Consider the following 15,852-nt stretch of genomic DNA (forward strand, 5'->3'; position numbering starts at 1 on the left):
GGAGATCCCATGCTTCTGCTCTACGGCGCCGTCGACCTGCCCGAGGCGACCGCCTATCTCGACGACGAGAGCGAACTGCGGTTCCACGTCCTGCCCAAGGTGCCCATGCTGCGGCGCGACGGAGGCCTTCCGGTCTTCAAGTTCGTCAAGTACCGCACGCTCAAGCCGCTGCCGAACGGAGACGTGGGGGCCGCGCTGGCCTTCATGGACATCGAGCTCGGGCTCGACGAGCGGCAGGAGCAGTCGGTGCGCGGCCGCCTGGCCCAGATGGTCTCCGCCCGCAGGGGACCGGGCGCCCAGCCGGTGGACCCGGCCGCGATCATCCTGGTCAAGCCGCAGGTCCTCACCGCCGCCGTCACGGTGGACGTGCTCGGCGACAGCGGCAACCTGGTCCAGAAGGTCAACCACGCGGGCGTGCCGTCGATGTACGGGAACAACGTCGTCGCGGTCTCCGCGGAGCTCAACCAGTTCGGCGCGCCCGTCTTCGAGGCCGTCATGAGCAGCAAGGGGGCCGGCGGCGTCCGGGTCGTGTACGACCTGACGTTCGCCGCCCGGCTGCCGCCGGTGCGCGCCGTCGGCACCTGGACGGCGAGCAAGTTCTACAGCTTCGTCCAGGAGGTCGACTTCGAGGAGAACTTCTGGTCGGAGGACGACTTCAGCGAGCGGGTCAGCGAGATCTTCCTCAACTCGGAGTCGCGTACGATCGAGATCGACTCCGGAGCGCTGCCCGGCAACGACCCCGCGACCGCCAAGGTGCTGGACACGATGCGCAGCGCGGTCACCCAGCAGTTGGACGAGGCGGTCAAGCGAAACCTGCTCGAGGCCATCCCGCCGGAGAACCGCGACTTCTCCAAGATTCGCGACGACGACTTCGAGAACATCCGGCGCAGCGTCATGGTGGACAAGCGGTCGGACGTCCGCATCGAGTTCAGGGAGAACCAGGTCACCTCGGTCGGGGTCCACCCGCAGGCGAACATGCCGTCGCTGGTCAGCCAGGGGTTCGCCTGGGACGACTTCGTCATCGAGGTCGACCTCGACGACCCGTTCTTCCGGCAGCTCAACCTGGCGATCCAGGTGAACGCCGACTTCTCCGAGCTGCCCATCTTCAGCGTCGACGTGAAGATCGACTATCCGCCGCACACCGCGGCGCACGGCGTCCAGACCTTCAGCTTCCGCAAGGCGGACGACATCGGGAAGTTCACGGCCTTCACCGAGGGCGGCCCCACCAAGTTCAAGTACCAGTACGTCGTCAACTACAAGGGGGAGAGCCGGGTCTTCACCTCCGAGTGGAAGGAGGACGACACCACCGACCTGAAGATCAACGTGGACGAGTTGGGCCTGTGGCTGGTCGACGTCGAGATCGGCGACATGAACTTCGAGCAGGTCGGCAGGGCAGTGCTCACGCTGGAGCACCCCGAGGTCGCGCCCGGGGTCCCGGCCGTGCAGCGCTTCCAGATCGACCAGAACACCAAGAAGGCCAGCGTGCGGGAGCTGCTGCTCCAGCCAGTCCAGTCGTACGGCGGCTCGATCAAGTACTTCATGAAGGACGGGCGCGAGTACGTCAAGGAGCTGAGCGGCCTCAAGGGCCGACGGTTCTACGTCGACGACCCGTTCTCGGGGACCCGGACCGTGCAGCTGCGCACCCGCGGGGACTTCGAGCGGCGGATCGACAGCATCTTCGTCGACCTCACCTACGTCGACGCTCGCAACGACTACCGCCAGACCACCTCCATGGCCCTGGGCAAGGACAACCGTTTCGGCGACTGGTCGTTCCCGGTGATCGACGAGGGGCAGGGCGAGGTCACCTACCGCGCCATCACCACCTACCGCGACGGCACGTCCACCGACAGCGGCGAGCTCGCCGTCACCGGGCGCACCCTGCTGCTCGGCGAGGAGTCCGTCACGCTGACGGTCACGGTGGTGCCCGACCTCATCGACTGGACCCTGGTGAAGCTGGCCACCGTCGAGATCCACTACACCGACCCCGCCCACGGCATCGACGAGAGCGAGACCTTCACCTTCCGCAAGCCGGGCGCGGAGCAGAAGTTCGAGCTGGCGATCCAGGACCGCACGCACAAGAGCTACACCTGGAAGGCCAAGTTCTTCATGGTCGACGGAAGCCGCAAAGAGGCCGGGACGCCCGAACCGGTGACCGACGAGACGCTCGTCGTCGAGCTCCCGGCATGAGCGAGCGGAGCGAGCGAATCGACAGACACGGCGCGATTCGCGAGGTGTCGACCTGCGCGCCTCCGGCACGACCGACCTGCGCGCCTCCGGCACGACCGAACTCCGAGCCGTCAGGCGAGGAGGCGACATGAGCGGAAGGGGTCACTCATGCTGATCGAGGCACCGCCGTACTACCTGATCGACGGCGTGTCGATCATGCGGGACCACGCGGATCCGCTGCAGTTCTACTACCTGCCCCTGGCTCCCCGGTTCCCGACCCGGACCGAGGACGGGGTGGAGGTCCCCGCATTCCTCCTGCTCAAGATCCGTTCGCAGTCCCTCAACGGGGGCTTCGCCGAGTTCGACGTCGATCTCGGCATGGCCCCGGGCGAGATGGAGACCGTACGGCGGGAGCTCCAGCGGCTGGCCGGTCTGGCCGAGCCGCCCAGGCTCGCCCCGGTGCCCGTCGTCGACGGTTCCGTGCAGCTCATGATCTTCGGGGCCACGGACGGGGACACGGGGAGCGCCGGGTTCGTCCGGGCCATCCGGCACGCCGCCAAGCCCGCGCTGTTCGGCGACAACCGCGCCGCGTTCTCCGTCGAGCTCGACGAGCGCGGGGTCACGGTCCTCGACCAGGCGATGGCGGGGGATCTGGCGCCCATCGGCGTCGTCTACTCCCTCGACTACCTGGCGTTGCGCCCCGCGTACCACGTGCGCCTGTCGATCGACTGGGACCGCACGCAGGACATCCTGGACGAGACGTTCGGCCACGAGGGCCAGTTCACCGACATCCAGATCCAGGACGTCGTGGAGCGCCTGGAGGACGAGCGGGCCGTCACGTACGAGGTGGACACCACCGTCCCCGAGGACGACGACACCGGAGGCGTCCTCGACCGCAGGAACGCCGCGGCCGCGCGGGTCCGCGACATGATCATCGACGCCTTCTTCGAGAGCTCGCTGGACCCCTTGCGGCGGCCGCCCGACGGCTGGGACCGGGCGCGTGAGGTGATCAAATCGTTCGCCCCGCAACGCACATCGCCGATCGGCGTCTTCACGTACAAGAAGCTCCACTACACGCGGATCGACGCCAAGCGGCTCGACGTGAACTTCTCGGAACGGACGACGGCGCGGCGCACGATCTATCCGCAGGGGCACCTCGACGGCCTGTTCCGCGTGTTCGGGGCGGGGCTCGACCGCGACCGGCTGGTACGGAAGATCGACGCCGACGACCCCTGGTTCAAGAGGCGGAAGGTCCAGGTCGTCTCCCACGCCGACTTCGCCCACGACCCGGTCCGCTCCATCACCGCGACCCTGACCTACCAGGGCCAGCCCAGAACCGTACGGCTGGACGCCGGCACGCCGTCCGCCGTGGTGGAGTGGCCGTCCGTCGTCGCCGACGGACAGATGATCCAGCCGGTGGACCTCACGTTCGCGGTGGACCTGGAGCCGGCCGAGGCGGGGGAGCGGCCGGCCAGGCTCGTCTCGGAGGCGGCCACCCAGGTGCTGGGCGAGATCCAGGGGATCGAGCCGCGCGACCTGTTCTCCCTGGAGACCATCCCGGTCCTCACCCTGCCGAGCTTCCCGTTCGACCGCTATCCGCGGGTCGACGTGCAGCTTCGGTACGACGATCCGGCGCACGGGATCCGGCAGGACGACGTGGTGCACCTCACGGCGGAGGCGCCGCAGACGGAGTGGCTCCGGTTTCTCGTCGGGCCGCCCGCCGGGCCGGTCGTGGCGCGGCTCACCTACCGCGCGGCCGACAACCGCGATCACGTCACGCCGTTCGCGCCGCTCGGCGGGCCGCAGCTCGACGTGCCTGATCCCTTCCCCCGGCGGCTCAAGGTGAGCATCGTGCCCGTGCTCGACTTCGCCGTGGTGGACCGGGCCTGGGTCGACCTCGTCTACGAGGATCCGGCGAACGGGATCCGCGCCGAGGACTCGATCGAGATCGTCTCGGGCCAGTCGCCGCGGACCTTCGTCGCCGAGCGGGCCGACCCCGGCGCTGGCCACACCCGCTACCGCGCCACCGTGCTGATGAAGGACACCACGCTCATCGAGGGGCCGTGGTCCACCACGGTGGGCACGAGGATCTTCGTCCGGGCCGACGTGCGCGGCCATCGGGCGGTGACGCTGCGGGCCCCGGCGGACTTCGCGACCCAGGGCCTCAAACGGATCCACGTCGAGGCCCGCGCGAAGGACGAGCCGGCCGGGCTCTCCTTCGAGGACGCCGTCGACCTCACCGCTCCGGACGCGACCGCCGTATTCGAGTTCGACTTCGCCACCGCCGACGCGTACGAACTAAAGATCCGCCGGTTCTTCCGCAACGGGCTCAGCTCGGAGCAGGACTGGAGGCGCTTCGACCAGGACGACGTCACGATCCCGGCCAGGCCCTGAGCGAGAAGGGACGGACCATTGCTTCAGCTCGGCTCCGACACGTTCGAGGTCGACGGCGTGACGGTGTTCCGCGACCACGCCGACCCGACCCAGTTCTGGTACCTCGCGACCCAGGTCGCCCTCGGCCGGCGGCCGGACGGGCAGCCGGCGTTCAGCTTCGTCAAGTTCCGCCCCGAGGTCGCGGACGCGGGGATCGAGGGCGGCGGATTCCTGATGTTCGAGGCCGTCGTCCAGTTGCCCCGGCGGACCCGGGACACCATCATGGGGCGGCTCGCCGGGCTCGTCCCGGGCGGCGAGGCGAAGCTGGCCCCCGCCCCCGTCGAGCGGGGCACCGTACGCGTCGTGGCGCTCAACCTGGAGGGCCCGGGCGGCACCACGGCCGCCGAGGCGCCCCCGGGCGGCTTCACCGCCGTCACCAAGATCCTGGGCGCGACCACGCCGTCCCTCACGGGGGAGGAGACCGCGGCGTTCTCCCTCGTGCTCGACCGGGAGGGCGCGATCATCCTGGAACAGGCCTTCGCCCACGGCCTCACTCCGATCGGGGTCGTGTACGAGCTGGAGTATTCGGGTCTGACCCCGGACCTCAAGGTCGAGATCACCGCCGACCTCGAACGCGTCTACACCCACTTCTCGGCGAATCTGGAAGCGCAGATCTACTGGGTCCGGGCGGGCATCGACGCCGGATTCGAGAAGCTGGTCCAGGACGGGGCGATCCAGATAAAGGTCATCGACTTCGACGGGGCGGCCGACCGCGAGGCCAAGGAGAAGTGGGCCCTCGACTTCTTCAAGAACGACCTGCTGGCCAAGTGGTTCGAACCGTCCCTCGACCTGGGGCGGCTGCAGGGCGCGGACCAACCCGAGGGGCTCGACGCGGTGCTGGAACGCCTCAAGAAGCTGGGCCAGTCCACGCCGTCGCCCACGGGTACCGCAGGCTCGCCGGGCGCGGCGGGCGCACCCGGCACGAGCCCTGGTCCGGGCGCCGGCGTCGGCACGGCGGGACCGGCAGGCGCGGAGGCTGGGGCGGAGGTGCCGCCCGCCGCCACCTTGACCGTCACCCGGGCGACCCCCTCGCCCCTTCCCTCCGGGTATGGACTGTCGCTCGTGCCGGGCTCCCACGGGCAGACGGAGACCCTGCGCGTCGAGGGGCCTCCCGGCGCGACCGTCACCGTCGGCGGCCGGGCCCGCGTCCTCGACGGGGCGAGGACGGTCAGCGTCGACGTCCCCGCCGGTATGAGCCTCCCGGTGACCGTGGACTGGCCCGCCTCGCCGCCCGCCGACGAGACGTTCACGCTGGGCTTCACCTTCGACCAGCCCCGCGAACAGGGCTTCTCCGCCGCCCCGGGCAACCCGGTCTACACCTCCTACCTGCTCGACGCCCCGGTGCCCCCGGACGCCCGTTTCACGCAGAGCGTGGCCCCCGGCCGTACGGCTCCGCCGTCCGGCGCGGCCGCCCTGCGCGACTGGCTGGACCACCGGCTCGTCCCGCCCAAGAACGTGACCGTCGTCGCCCACGCCAGCTTCGAGGGCGACTCGTCGCCGGCGATGGCCGCGCTCAACCAGCGTCTCTCTGAGCGTCGGCTGGCCCTCGCCCGCGGTGTCATCGCCAACCGGGCCACGATCGTGGCGAGCGAGGCCAAGGGTTTCTCGCGTGCCCAGGCCGCCGGACGCGTGGGCCGCGACGAGGACCGGGTCGTCGAGATCACGGGCAAGGTGCCCGGCCCTGACCCTGCGGTCTCCATCGAGGCCGTCCTGGCGCGGCCGGCGGCCCCGGTGACGCCGCCCACTCCCACGCCCACTCCCACGCCGACTCCGACGCCCACTCCCACGCCGACTCCGACGCCCACTCCCACTCCTGCGCCTTCCAGCGGCGGTGGGGGGATCCCGGCGCTCATGTCCTTCCGGCTCAGGTTCGTACGGCAGGAGGAGCGCAAGCGGCTCACCATCCTGTACGACCGCAGGAAGGCGGTGAAGCGCCTCTACGCCCCGCAGGGGTTCATCGGGCTCCTGCTGGACCAGATATCCGACAAGTCCGCCCACTTCCTCAATGTGGACCTGCGCGACCCGTTCTTCGAGGAGTTGCAGGTCGACGTGGTCACGCCGGTGGACTTCGAGCGCATCGGGCTCTTCGCCACCGACGTGCGCATCGAATACGGCGATCCGCACAACCATCGCGACGCCGACTTCCGGCTCACCGCGCTCGATCCCGGGCCGAAACGGTTCACCACGTTCCTCGACGAGGCGCGCGACCTCGGGTTTCAGGTCGGCTTCCAGCACCATTTCCGCGCCGACTCCGGCTGGGCCGGGGAGAAGCTCAGCTACGACATCGCCCCCAGGCGGAGCACGGACCGCACGCTGAAGGCCGACCCGAACGACGACCTGGGCTTCCTGGAACTACAGATCTTCCCCAACAGGATCGACGCCGGCATCGTCGACGCCGTCGACGTCGAGGTGTCGTACGACGACGGGGCGACGTTCCAGCGGCGCGACGTCTTCCGGGTGCGGCCGGAAAGCGCCGCCCAGACGTGGAGGCTGCGCCTCACCCGCCCGGACCGGCGCGACTGGACGGCCCGCTTCACCCACCACCTCAGGAACGGCACGGTCCGCACCTCGGGACCGATCGCCGGCGACGCGTCGTTCCTCCCCGTCGACGACCCGTTCGTCGACGCCCTCGACATCCGCGCCGTCCCCGTCTTCGAGCCCGGCACGATCCGGACGGCCTTCCTGGACGTCGAGTACGACGATCCCGGCAACGGCTACCACCGCAGTGAGCGGCTGGAGATCCCGGCGACCGCCCGGGTGCCTCTGCAACTGCGCATCGCGCTGCTGGACCCGGCGCTGCGGACCTTCCGGCGCCGCGTCACGATCGTGACGGCCGAGGGCCACCTGGTCCAGGAACCCCCGGTGGACGGGGAGGAGACGCTGATCCCCATCGGGCCGGCGTCATGAGATCGGCGATCGAGCGGCTGGTTCGTGAGGCGACCGGCCTGCACGTCCTGCCGCCGCTGCTTGACGCCGCCGTCTCCCGGCTGGAGCAGAGCACCTGGCCGGAGGCGGTCACCCGCTGGAGCCGCCTCACCCCGTCCGGGTTCCCCGTGGAGCTGACCATCGGTGGCGACGCGCTCCGCTGGACGGCGGAGGCGGCCCCTCCGGAGGTGGCGGACTCCGCCCGGCTGGACCTGGCGGTCGCGATTCTGGCGGCGCACGGCCAGGCGCCCGACCCGGCGCTCGCCGACGCTCTGCGGCACGCGCAGGCAGGGGCCGACCTGCGCTTCGGTGCGTGGATCGGCGGGCGCGAGTCCCCGGCCCGCGCCGGGGCCTTCCGGCTGAAGCTCTATGCCGAGATCCCCCCGGCGTTCCCCCCGCCCGGCCTCTCGGCTCCGTCGTCGTTCCCGTGGAGGCTTCTGCCGTATGGCGCCCGCGCGCGCATGCTGGGCGTCGAGCCGGCGCGCGGCCGGACCGAGGTCTACGTGCGCCTGCCCGCGGTTGATCCGCTCGCCCTTCTGCCGTTCATGTACGCCACCGGGCACGGCGCCGCCCTCGGCGGCGTCGAGCGCGGCCTCGCGGACGGTTTGGGGCGGCTGAGGGGCCGCCGGCTCGGGCTGAGCGTCGCCCGGGAGAGCGACGGCGCGACTGAGCTCGCGCTGTTCGCGTCGGCGCGCACGCTCTTCCCCGCCGAGCCCGCGATGCTCGCCGCTCTGGTGCGTGGCCTGGGGGACGGCGGGACATGGCGCGTGGGTCTCGTCACGCTCGGCCTGGACCCGGAGGGCCGCGGCCTCAGGACGACTGTCGGGATCTCGCCGGGCATGTCGCCGCGGCACGGACGTGCGTGCGGTGCCACGAGCGTCGCCGTCTGAGCCGTACGCGGTCGAGGTCGTCGCCCTCCCCCAGAAATCGCGGGGGAGGGCGTGACGTGTCTCCGGCGGAGATCAGACGGTGACCCACTCGGTCGTGAACACGGTGTCGCCGACCCGGCAGCGTACGCTGAACGGCCCGGGCGGCACGCCGTCGATGGTGAAGCGGCCGAGGCCGTCCGTGGTCACGGTGCGCGGCGCGGCCCCCCGCACCTCCACTGTCGCCTGCCGCGCCGGCATCACCTGGCCGACGACACGGCCTGCCAGGGTGATCTCCAGGTCGATCGACACCCCGGGGCCGCCGAAGGTCAGCAGCCGGGGCTGTTCGCCGCCGCGCACCGGCGCCGGCCCGGCCAGGGAGTCGAAGGTCAGATCGGCGAGCTCGGCGTCGATCGTGCGGAAGGAGTAGGCCCCAGTGGCGACGCGCAGGAGGCTCTCCGGCACCGGGTCGAAGAGCTCGGCCGCCTGGCGCAGCCGCCCTTCCAGCTCCGCGTCCTCGTTCATGCCCCGCCTCCTTCGATCCGCCGGCTCACTCGGCGAGCAGCTTCCGCAGATGTGCCAGACAGCGGCCCCGGGTCGGCCCGATGCTCCCGATCGCGATGCTGAGGCCGGCCGCGACCTCGGCGTACGACGGAGGGGGGGAGGCCATGAGCACCCGCAGCAGGCGGCGGCAGTTCTCCGACAGCCGCTCGTACGCCTCCCAGACGCGCCGGAGCAGCGCCGTCTCGTCGTCGGCCTCCTCGGCGTCCAGGACGACCCGCTCCGGCGACCGGTCGTCCATGCCGGGGGACAGGACGTCCAGGTCGCTCGTCGGGATGACCCGGCGGGACCCGCGGATGACCTTGAGGCACTCGTGCCTGGCGGTGGTGGCCAGCCACGAGCCGACCCGGTCGGGCTCCTTGATCCGCCCGAGGTTGTCCGCGAGACGGAACCAGCAGGTCTGGTACACCTCGTGGGCGTCGGCGTCGGCGAGCCGGTAGGAACGGATCACCGACCAGACGAGCGGGCTGAGCCGCCTGACGAGCGCCTCCCAGGCCGTGCCGTCGCCGTCGGCCGCGGCCCGGAAGAGGTGTTCCGTTGAGTCGCTGTCCACGCGGCCCGTCCCTCACATCCGGTGAGCTCTCACCCGGGACATGCCCGGGGTGGTCATGGTACGGAAGATCGCCCGCCTGGTGCTAGGAGACGGACTGGCCGATCAGCAGCCTCGGCAGCGGGCTTCCGTCCTGGTCGTGGACCGCCTGCTGACGGGCCCGGTCGAGCAGCCACCGGGCGGCGTCCCTGCTCGACTCCCCGGCGGCCGACATGCGGGCGACGATCAGGCCGGCGACGAGTGGCGTGGCGAACGACGTGCCGCTCCACCGGGCCAGGCCCTGAAACAGCCCGGACGGCCCGTCACCGGGGTCGGCGTACTCCTCGTCCTCCTGCTCCTCCACGTAGAGCTCGTTGTCAGGGTGCATCGGGGTGTAGACGCCGAACGCGAAGGCGTTCACCAGGTAGGAGCCGCGGGCGTAGACGCTGACCCAGGGGCCGTGATCGCTGTACACCGCCCGGCGGTTCTGCGTGGCGTCGAGCGCCCCCACCGAGATCACGCTCGGATCGTGCTCCGCGTACGCCGCGGGGTAGAAGGGCTGGCTGCTCGAGTCGTTCCCGGCCGCGGCCACCAGCACCGTGTTCTCGTGCCCGTGCAACTTCTCCATGAACGCGTCGAGGTTGCCGAGGGACTCGCCGCGCAGGGGACGCACCCCCGCGGAGAGGCTGATGACGTCGGGCCAGGCGCCGTTCCGCTCTTCGTAGTCCGCGAGGGCGTCGAGCAGGTGGCGCCCGAACCCGCGCGCGTCCATGGTCCCCGCCCACTGGAGCCTGTTGTAGGTCCGCACCCTGGCCCTGGGCGCCACGCACCGCACCACGCCCGTGATGAACGTGCCGTGGCCGACGTACTCGTGGATGACGCCGCTCGCCGCCTGGCTCCTGGGCTCGCCCGCGACCTGCCCGGTGGGGAGTGACGGCGAGCCCCAGGGCTCGCTGCCCAGCACGTGCGGGGCCACGCCGTCCCAGAGGTCCGAACCGTCCCGCCGCTCCAGCCTGCCGGTCACGTGGCCGTCCTCGTCCCGCAGCCAGGGGTAGACCTCAAGACGGTCTTTCAGGTCCCAGTCCACCACCAGGCCGGTGTCGATCACGACGACCGACGTGCCGAGCCCGGCATCCGCGTCCGTGTTCACCGGAGGGACGGGAAGCCTGCGGGACGGCACGCGGGGCTCGTCGGCCGGGCAGAGGTTCACGTTGCAGATGGAGACGAGGTAGTTGGGGCTCACCGGTGCGCCGTCCGGAAGGCCGCGCAGGGCGTCCAGCACGCGCGACCCGCCCGTCCTGGGCTCCGCGGTCAGCCGCATGACGGTCCCCTCGGACGACTCGCGGCTCCGCTCGACGTCCTCCGCCGCACCGGGCACCAACCGCGCCAGCGCGTCCCGGCCCCTCTCGTCGTGGCAGACCAGGACGTCCTTCTCGTAGACGTACCCGGGCTCGAAGTCGTCCAGGGGCGGCGGTTCGAGCGTCGCGGACCCCTCGGCGAGCGCGCTCCGATATTCGCCGGCCTCCGGTGCCTGGACCACGTGGCATCGGGCGACGGGTCCCTCGGGATCGCGCGTGGCGGACGCCTCGGCCACCTCCAGCCACATGCCTGGCGGCAGCTCCGCGAGGACCAGCCCGAACTGCCGCCAGAACCGGCGGCGGAGGGCGTCCTGGGCGGGCGGCTCCGGTGTCGTCTCCATCACGGTCCCTCTCCTTCAATCGCCTGGATCTTCTATGCAGAGCGGCGTCCTGCGGCGCTGATACAGCGTCGGCGAGAACGGCCGCCAGGAGGGCCCCGATGGGGAGCAGTGTGGACGGCCCGGCGGGCCCGCGTCTAGCATCCCTTCCGTGACCGGGGACCCCCGAGATCCGCTCGACCTGCTGCCCCTGGTCTTCTCCCAGCCGAAGAAGGCCATCGCGGCCGCGCGTGCCCTGCTCGCCGGCCGGCCCGGCCCGTTCGAGGCGTCGGTGGCCCACCACGTCCTCGGCATCTTCGAGCGGGACTTCGGCGACCTCACGACCGCCCTCGGGCATCTGCGGCGGGCTCGCGCGCTGGCCCGCAGGGCAGGCTCGGCCACCCGGGAGGCCGACGTCCTGGCGACGCTGGGCATCGCCCTCGTCCACTCCGGCCGTACGAGGCCGGGTCTGGCCGCGCTTGAGCAGGCCCTCGCGCAGTCGGCGGGCGCGCCCGCGGCCAAGGTCCTCTTCCGGCGGGCGGGGGCGCTGTGGATCCTCGGCCGGCACCAGGAGGCCCTCGACGACCTGCGGCGGGCGCTTCCGGAGCTGCGCAGGGCGGACGACACGATCTGGACGGCCCGTGCGCTCACCCTCCGCGCCACCCTGCTGCTCGCGCTCGGCTCCGTGGAGCGCGCGGACCAGGACTTCCTCGCCGCCGAGCGGTTGTGGGCGACCACGGACCAGGAGCACGACAAGGTCGTGGCGCTGGAGAATCGCGGTCGCGCCGCCTTCCGCTCGGGAGACCTCCCTACCGCCCTCGGCCACTTCGACGAGGCGGCCAGGCGCTACCTAGCCCTCGGCACGCCCGCCTTCGTCATGGAAATGGAACGCTGCGCCGCGCTCATGGCCGCGGGGCTGCCGCGTGAGGCGCTCGAACGCGCGGACGCCTTGATCGACCTGCTGGACCGGACCGGCGGGCAGCCGACGAGGCGGGCGCAGCTACTGCTCACCGCCGCCGGCGCGGCGCTCGCGGCGGGCGACCCCGAGACGGCGATCGCGCGGGTACGGCCGGCGATCCGGCTGTTCGCGGGCCAGAAACGGGAATGGTGGGAGACGCACGCCCGGCTGACGCTGTGCCAGGCCCGCTTCGCCTCGGGGCGGATCTCCCCGCGTCTGGTCCAGGACGCCGCGGTGCTCGCCGCGACGTTGTCGCGGTTGCGCTCGCCCGAGGACGTCCAGGCGTACCTGCTCGCCGGCCGTGCCGCCCTCGCGCTGGGCCGGGCCGCGGAGTCGGCGCCCTACCTGGCTAAGGCCGCGCGCGGGCGGTTCAGGGGACCGGCCTTCGCGCGGGCGAGCGGCTGGCTCGCCCAGGCGCTGCGGGCCGAGTCGGAGGGGCGGCCCCGGGGCGTGCTCGACGCGTGCCGCCGAGGGCTCGGCGTGCTCGACGAGCACAGGCTCACGCTGGGCGCGTCCGAGTTGCGGGCCCGCGCGACGGCCCAGGGAGCGGAGCTGGCCACGCTCGCGCAGCGGGCCGGCCTCCGTTCCGGGGACGCGCGGCGGCTCCTCGCCTGGAGCGAGCGCTGGCGGGCGACCACCCTGGCGGTGCCCTCCGCGCGCTCGCCCGGCGACCCGGACCTGCTGCGCGACGTCACGGCCTTCCGCGAGATCGCCAGCCGGGCCGACGCGGCCCGCTCCGCCGGCGCCCCCGTCGCCTCGCTCGACCGGGAACGGGCGCGGCTGGAGCGAGAGGTCCGCGGCCGGACGCTGACCATGCGCGCGCGGGGAGAGCAGGGCGGTGACCGATTCGACGCCGGGGCGTTGCTCGGCAGGCTCGGCGACGCCAGGCTGGCCGAGATCGCCGAGGTGGACGGCGTCCTGCACGTGCTGCTGTGCGGCGGAGGGCGGGTCCGCAGATTCGGCGCGGGGCGGATCGCCGACGCGGCGGCCGAGGTGGAGCATCTGCGCGCGGGGCTGCGGCGGCTGGCCTACGAGGGGGCGGCCCATCGGCTCGCGCTGGTCGAGGAGGCCGGCCGGCGCCTCCAGGACATGCTCCTCGGGCCGGCCGCCCGGCATCTCGGCGAGGGACTGGTCGTGATCGTTCCGCCGGGCCGCCTGCACGGGGTGCCGTGGGCCGTGCTCCCTGCCCTGCGCGACCGCGTCGTGAGCGTGTCGCCGTCCGCCCGCGCCTGGCTGCGGGCGGCCGATCTCGTTCCCCCGCCCGCCAAGGGCCCGGGGTCCGGGATCGTGCTCGTCCGGGGACCCGGCCTGGGCAGCGGCGGGGGAGAGGTGCCGCCGCTCGCCCGGCTGTACGGCGGCGCCACGATCCTGGAGGACGGCGGCGCGACGGCGTCGGCCGTCCTCAAGGCGATCGACGGCGCACGGCTCGCGCACATCGCCGCCCATGGCGTCTTCAGAGCCGACAGCCCGATGTTCTCCAGCCTTCGGATGGCCGACGGCCCGCTGACCGTGTACGAGTTCGAGGGGCTGGGCCGGGCGCCGTACCGGATCGTCCTGCCGAGCTGTGACTCCGGCGGCCTGCAGCCCGTGGGCGCGGACGAGCTGCTCGGCCTCGCGACCGCGCTGCTCCCGCTGGGAACGGCCGGCATCGTGGCGGGTCTCGTCCCGGTGCACGACGAGGCCGTGATCCCCCTGATGCTGGCGCTCCACGCCGGGCTGAGCGCGGGCCAGTCCACCGCGGAGGCCCTGCGGGACGCCAGGCGGGAGGTCCCGGACGATCCGCTCCACAAGGCGACCGCCTGGTCCTTCACGGCCATCGGCGCCGCCTGACGGGAACGGTCCTATGCCAAGCCGATCAGCCGGCCGAGAGAGCTCCTGTCGCTGCTGCCGAGGCTCTCATAGACGCGGCACAACTGGTTGGCGACGGTGCGGATGGACAGACCGAGTCGCTGTGCGATCTCCCGGTTGGTCAGGCCGGCCGCCGCCAGCCCGGCGATCTGCCGCTGCCGGGGGGTGAGCCTGGGGGTGGCGAGGCCGATCAGCGCCGGGGTGCGGGCCCCCTGGCAGGCTCGGGCCAGCGCCGACGCGTACGCGCGGGACGCCGCCGCGGCGCGGCCGTCCCGGTGGGCGTCCGCGGCGTGCGCGGCGGCCTCGGCCGCGTGCAGCAGCAGGCCGAGGTCGGCCAGCCTGCGCGCCGCCTTGTCCAGGGCCGCCGCGTCCCGTACGGCCAGCGCCGCCGCGTGGTCGGCGAGCACGGCCGCGAGGTCGCCGCTCATCGTCTCGGCCAGGCGGTCCAGCCGCCTCGTCACCAGCTCGGGCGCGCCGAGCCGGGCCACGTCGTGCAGCACGAACAGGTCGTCGTCCCCGTCGCCCGCAGCGCGCCCCGCGTCGCCCTCCGCGGCCGCCAGCGCGCATCGCAGCGCCCCGTCCAGGTCGCCCCGCGCGGCCAGGACCCACGCGCGGGCGGACGGGTCGTCCCCGCACCGGCCCAGCGCCTCCTCGGCGGTCCGCAGATCACCCATGTGGGCGGCCGCCCGGGAAAGCTCTGCGGAGCAGACGCGGTGCCCGGGGACGCGGCGCATCCCCTCGGCACTCCAGGCCACCGCCTCGCGGACCTCTCCTCGCAGCCGGGCCAGCCACGCCCTGCCGGCGCAGAAATCGGCCATCCCGGGCTGTTCCCAGCCCGCGTCGTCTTCCGCGAGGCGCTCGCCCACGCCGGGGGCGAGCGCGGTGACGTTTCCGGCGTAGCCGCCCGCCGTCAGCTCCGCGACCTGCGCCGCCAGGGCCTGGCCCACGTCCCGCGGCGGCCTGGCCGTACCGCTGAGCCGCCGTGCGCGCAGGCGGCCGACACCGGCGCGCAAAGTCGCGCCGAACAGGGGGTGGGCCAGCCGCACCCGTAAGTCGTCGTCGATCACGACCAGGCCCCTGGCTTCCAGCCGCTCCAGTACGGGAACGGCGGCGGCCCCGGCCGCCAGCGGTTCGGCGAAGGCGACGAGCTCCAAGGTCTCCCGCTCCGCGTCGTCGACCTCTCCGACCGCCGCCGACACCAGCTCGCGCACGGTCGCCGTGACCGGCACCTCACCCCGCCACCGCCACACCCCGTGGACCCGGTCCAGCGCCGACGCCTCGCGGGTGGCGGCGACAAGCTCGCGCAGCAGCCGCAGGTCGCCTCCGCAGATCCGGTGGAACCGCCGTACGGTGAGCTCTTCGACGTGGGCCCCGAGCACGGAGGCGAGGAGCTCGCCCGTCCTGTGTCCGGACAGCGGTGTGAGGTCGAGGCGGGGCAGCACCTGCCGCCGCCATAGCGCCGTCACGGCCTCGGGCGCCGGATCGCCCGCGCGGACCGTGACGAGCAGCCGGACGCGGTCGTGCGCGGCCAGGTGATGGACGAGGGCCGCGGACGCGTCATCGAGCAGGTGGGCGTCGTCGACCACGAGGACCCGCACCCAGCGCAACGCCTCCACGGCCCGGCTGAGCGAGTCGGCGGCCGATCCCGGCAGCAGGTGTGCGAACGCGCCGAAACGGAGGGTCGCGCCCCCGCGGGTGCCCGTCACCCAGACATGCGCCAGACCCGCGACGGCCTCCGCGGCCAGGCGGCTCCTCCCCACGCCCGCCTCACCGGCGACGACGACGCCGCGCCTGACACCGCGTACGGCCGTGCGCACCGTTTCGAGCTCCTCCGCACGGCCGCAGAACGGCCATCGGTCTCGTGGATCGTTCATGTCCTCATGAGCCTCAG

Annotated in this window: 9 protein-coding genes; 5 read left to right on the forward strand and 4 right to left on the reverse strand. The window is 72.7% G+C overall.

Going from position 1 to position 15,852, the window contains the following annotated elements; all coding sequences use genetic code 11:
• Positions 1 to 9 precede the first annotated feature (9 nt).
• The 4 genes from QSK36_RS37750 (at position 10) to QSK36_RS37765 (ending at position 8,414) form a co-directional block, all read left to right on the forward strand.
• A complete protein-coding gene (locus tag QSK36_RS37750; protein WP_285785688.1) occupies positions 10 to 2,187 on the forward strand; it encodes a hypothetical protein in 2,178 nt (725 codons plus the stop codon).
• A gap of 147 nt (positions 2,188 to 2,334) precedes the next feature.
• Entirely contained in the window at positions 2,335 to 4,560 is a 2,226-nt protein-coding gene (locus QSK36_RS37755; protein ID WP_285785689.1) for a hypothetical protein, read from the forward strand.
• Between the two features lie 18 nt (positions 4,561 to 4,578).
• Positions 4,579 to 7,506: an OmpA family protein gene (locus tag QSK36_RS37760; RefSeq protein WP_285785690.1), complete on the forward strand. Its 2,928-nt coding sequence runs from the start codon at positions 4,579 to 4,581 to the stop codon at positions 7,504 to 7,506.
• Positions 7,503 to 8,414 carry a hypothetical protein gene (locus tag QSK36_RS37765; RefSeq protein ID WP_285785691.1) on the forward strand — a complete coding sequence of 304 codons (912 nt, stop codon included), beginning with the start codon at positions 7,503 to 7,505 and terminating at the stop codon, positions 8,412 to 8,414. Before QSK36_RS37760 ends, QSK36_RS37765 begins: the two co-directional genes overlap by 4 nt.
• Positions 8,415 to 8,486: 72 nt before the next feature.
• On the opposite strand, the gene QSK36_RS37770 is transcribed toward QSK36_RS37765, so the two are convergent.
• The 3 genes from QSK36_RS37770 to QSK36_RS37780 all read right to left on the reverse strand — a co-directional run bounded on the left by QSK36_RS37770 (position 8,487) and on the right by QSK36_RS37780 (position 11,179).
• The gene (locus QSK36_RS37770; protein WP_285785692.1) at positions 8,487 to 8,915 is read right to left on the reverse strand and encodes a carboxypeptidase-like regulatory domain-containing protein; all 429 of its coding nucleotides are present in this window, start codon (positions 8,913 to 8,915) and stop codon (positions 8,487 to 8,489) included.
• 25 nt (positions 8,916 to 8,940) lie between these two features.
• Positions 8,941 to 9,504 (reverse strand): RNA polymerase sigma factor, encoded by a 564-nt coding sequence (locus tag QSK36_RS37775; protein WP_183540880.1) that lies wholly within the window; start codon positions 9,502 to 9,504, stop codon positions 8,941 to 8,943.
• Positions 9,505 to 9,586: 82 nt separating this feature from the next.
• The gene (locus tag QSK36_RS37780; RefSeq protein WP_285785744.1) at positions 9,587 to 11,179 is read right to left on the reverse strand and encodes a S8/S53 family peptidase; all 1,593 of its coding nucleotides are present in this window, start codon (positions 11,177 to 11,179) and stop codon (positions 9,587 to 9,589) included.
• Positions 11,180 to 11,327: 148 nt separating this feature from the next.
• Here QSK36_RS37780 and QSK36_RS37785 point away from each other — a divergent pair, with 148 nt between their 5' ends.
• Positions 11,328 to 13,943, forward strand: a complete 2,616-nt coding sequence (locus tag QSK36_RS37785; protein ID WP_285785693.1) for a CHAT domain-containing protein — start codon at positions 11,328 to 11,330, stop codon at positions 13,941 to 13,943.
• A gap of 11 nt (positions 13,944 to 13,954) precedes the next feature.
• On the opposite strand, the gene QSK36_RS37790 is transcribed toward QSK36_RS37785, so the two are convergent.
• Positions 13,955 to 15,835 carry a helix-turn-helix domain-containing protein gene (locus QSK36_RS37790; RefSeq protein WP_285785694.1) on the reverse strand — a complete coding sequence of 627 codons (1,881 nt, stop codon included), beginning with the start codon at positions 15,833 to 15,835 and terminating at the stop codon, positions 13,955 to 13,957.
• Positions 15,836 to 15,852: the final 17 nt, after the last annotated feature.

Source organism: Microbispora sp. NBRC 16548 (assembly GCF_030268985.1).
Lineage (GTDB): Bacteria > Actinomycetota > Actinomycetes > Streptosporangiales > Streptosporangiaceae > Microbispora > Microbispora catharanthi.

What these genes read in the sequence shown, in the direction of transcription:
- QSK36_RS37750 (WP_285785688.1), top strand. Translation starts at nt 10, where the DNA reads ATGCTTCTGCTCTACGGCGCCGTCGACCTGCCCGAGGCGACCGCCTAT.
- QSK36_RS37755 (WP_285785689.1), top strand. Translation starts at nt 2,335, where the DNA reads ATGCTGATCGAGGCACCGCCGTACTACCTGATCGACGGCGTGTCGATC.
- QSK36_RS37765 (WP_285785691.1), top strand. Translation starts at nt 7,503, where the DNA reads ATGAGATCGGCGATCGAGCGGCTGGTTCGTGAGGCGACCGGCCTGCAC.
- QSK36_RS37770 (WP_285785692.1), bottom strand. Translation starts at nt 8,915, where the DNA reads ATGAACGAGGACGCGGAGCTGGAAGGGCGGCTGCGCCAGGCGGCCGAG.
- QSK36_RS37780 (WP_285785744.1), bottom strand. Translation starts at nt 11,179, where the DNA reads ATGGAGACGACACCGGAGCCGCCCGCCCAGGACGCCCTCCGCCGCCGG.
- QSK36_RS37790 (WP_285785694.1), bottom strand. Translation starts at nt 15,835, where the DNA reads ATGAACGATCCACGAGACCGATGGCCGTTCTGCGGCCGTGCGGAGGAG.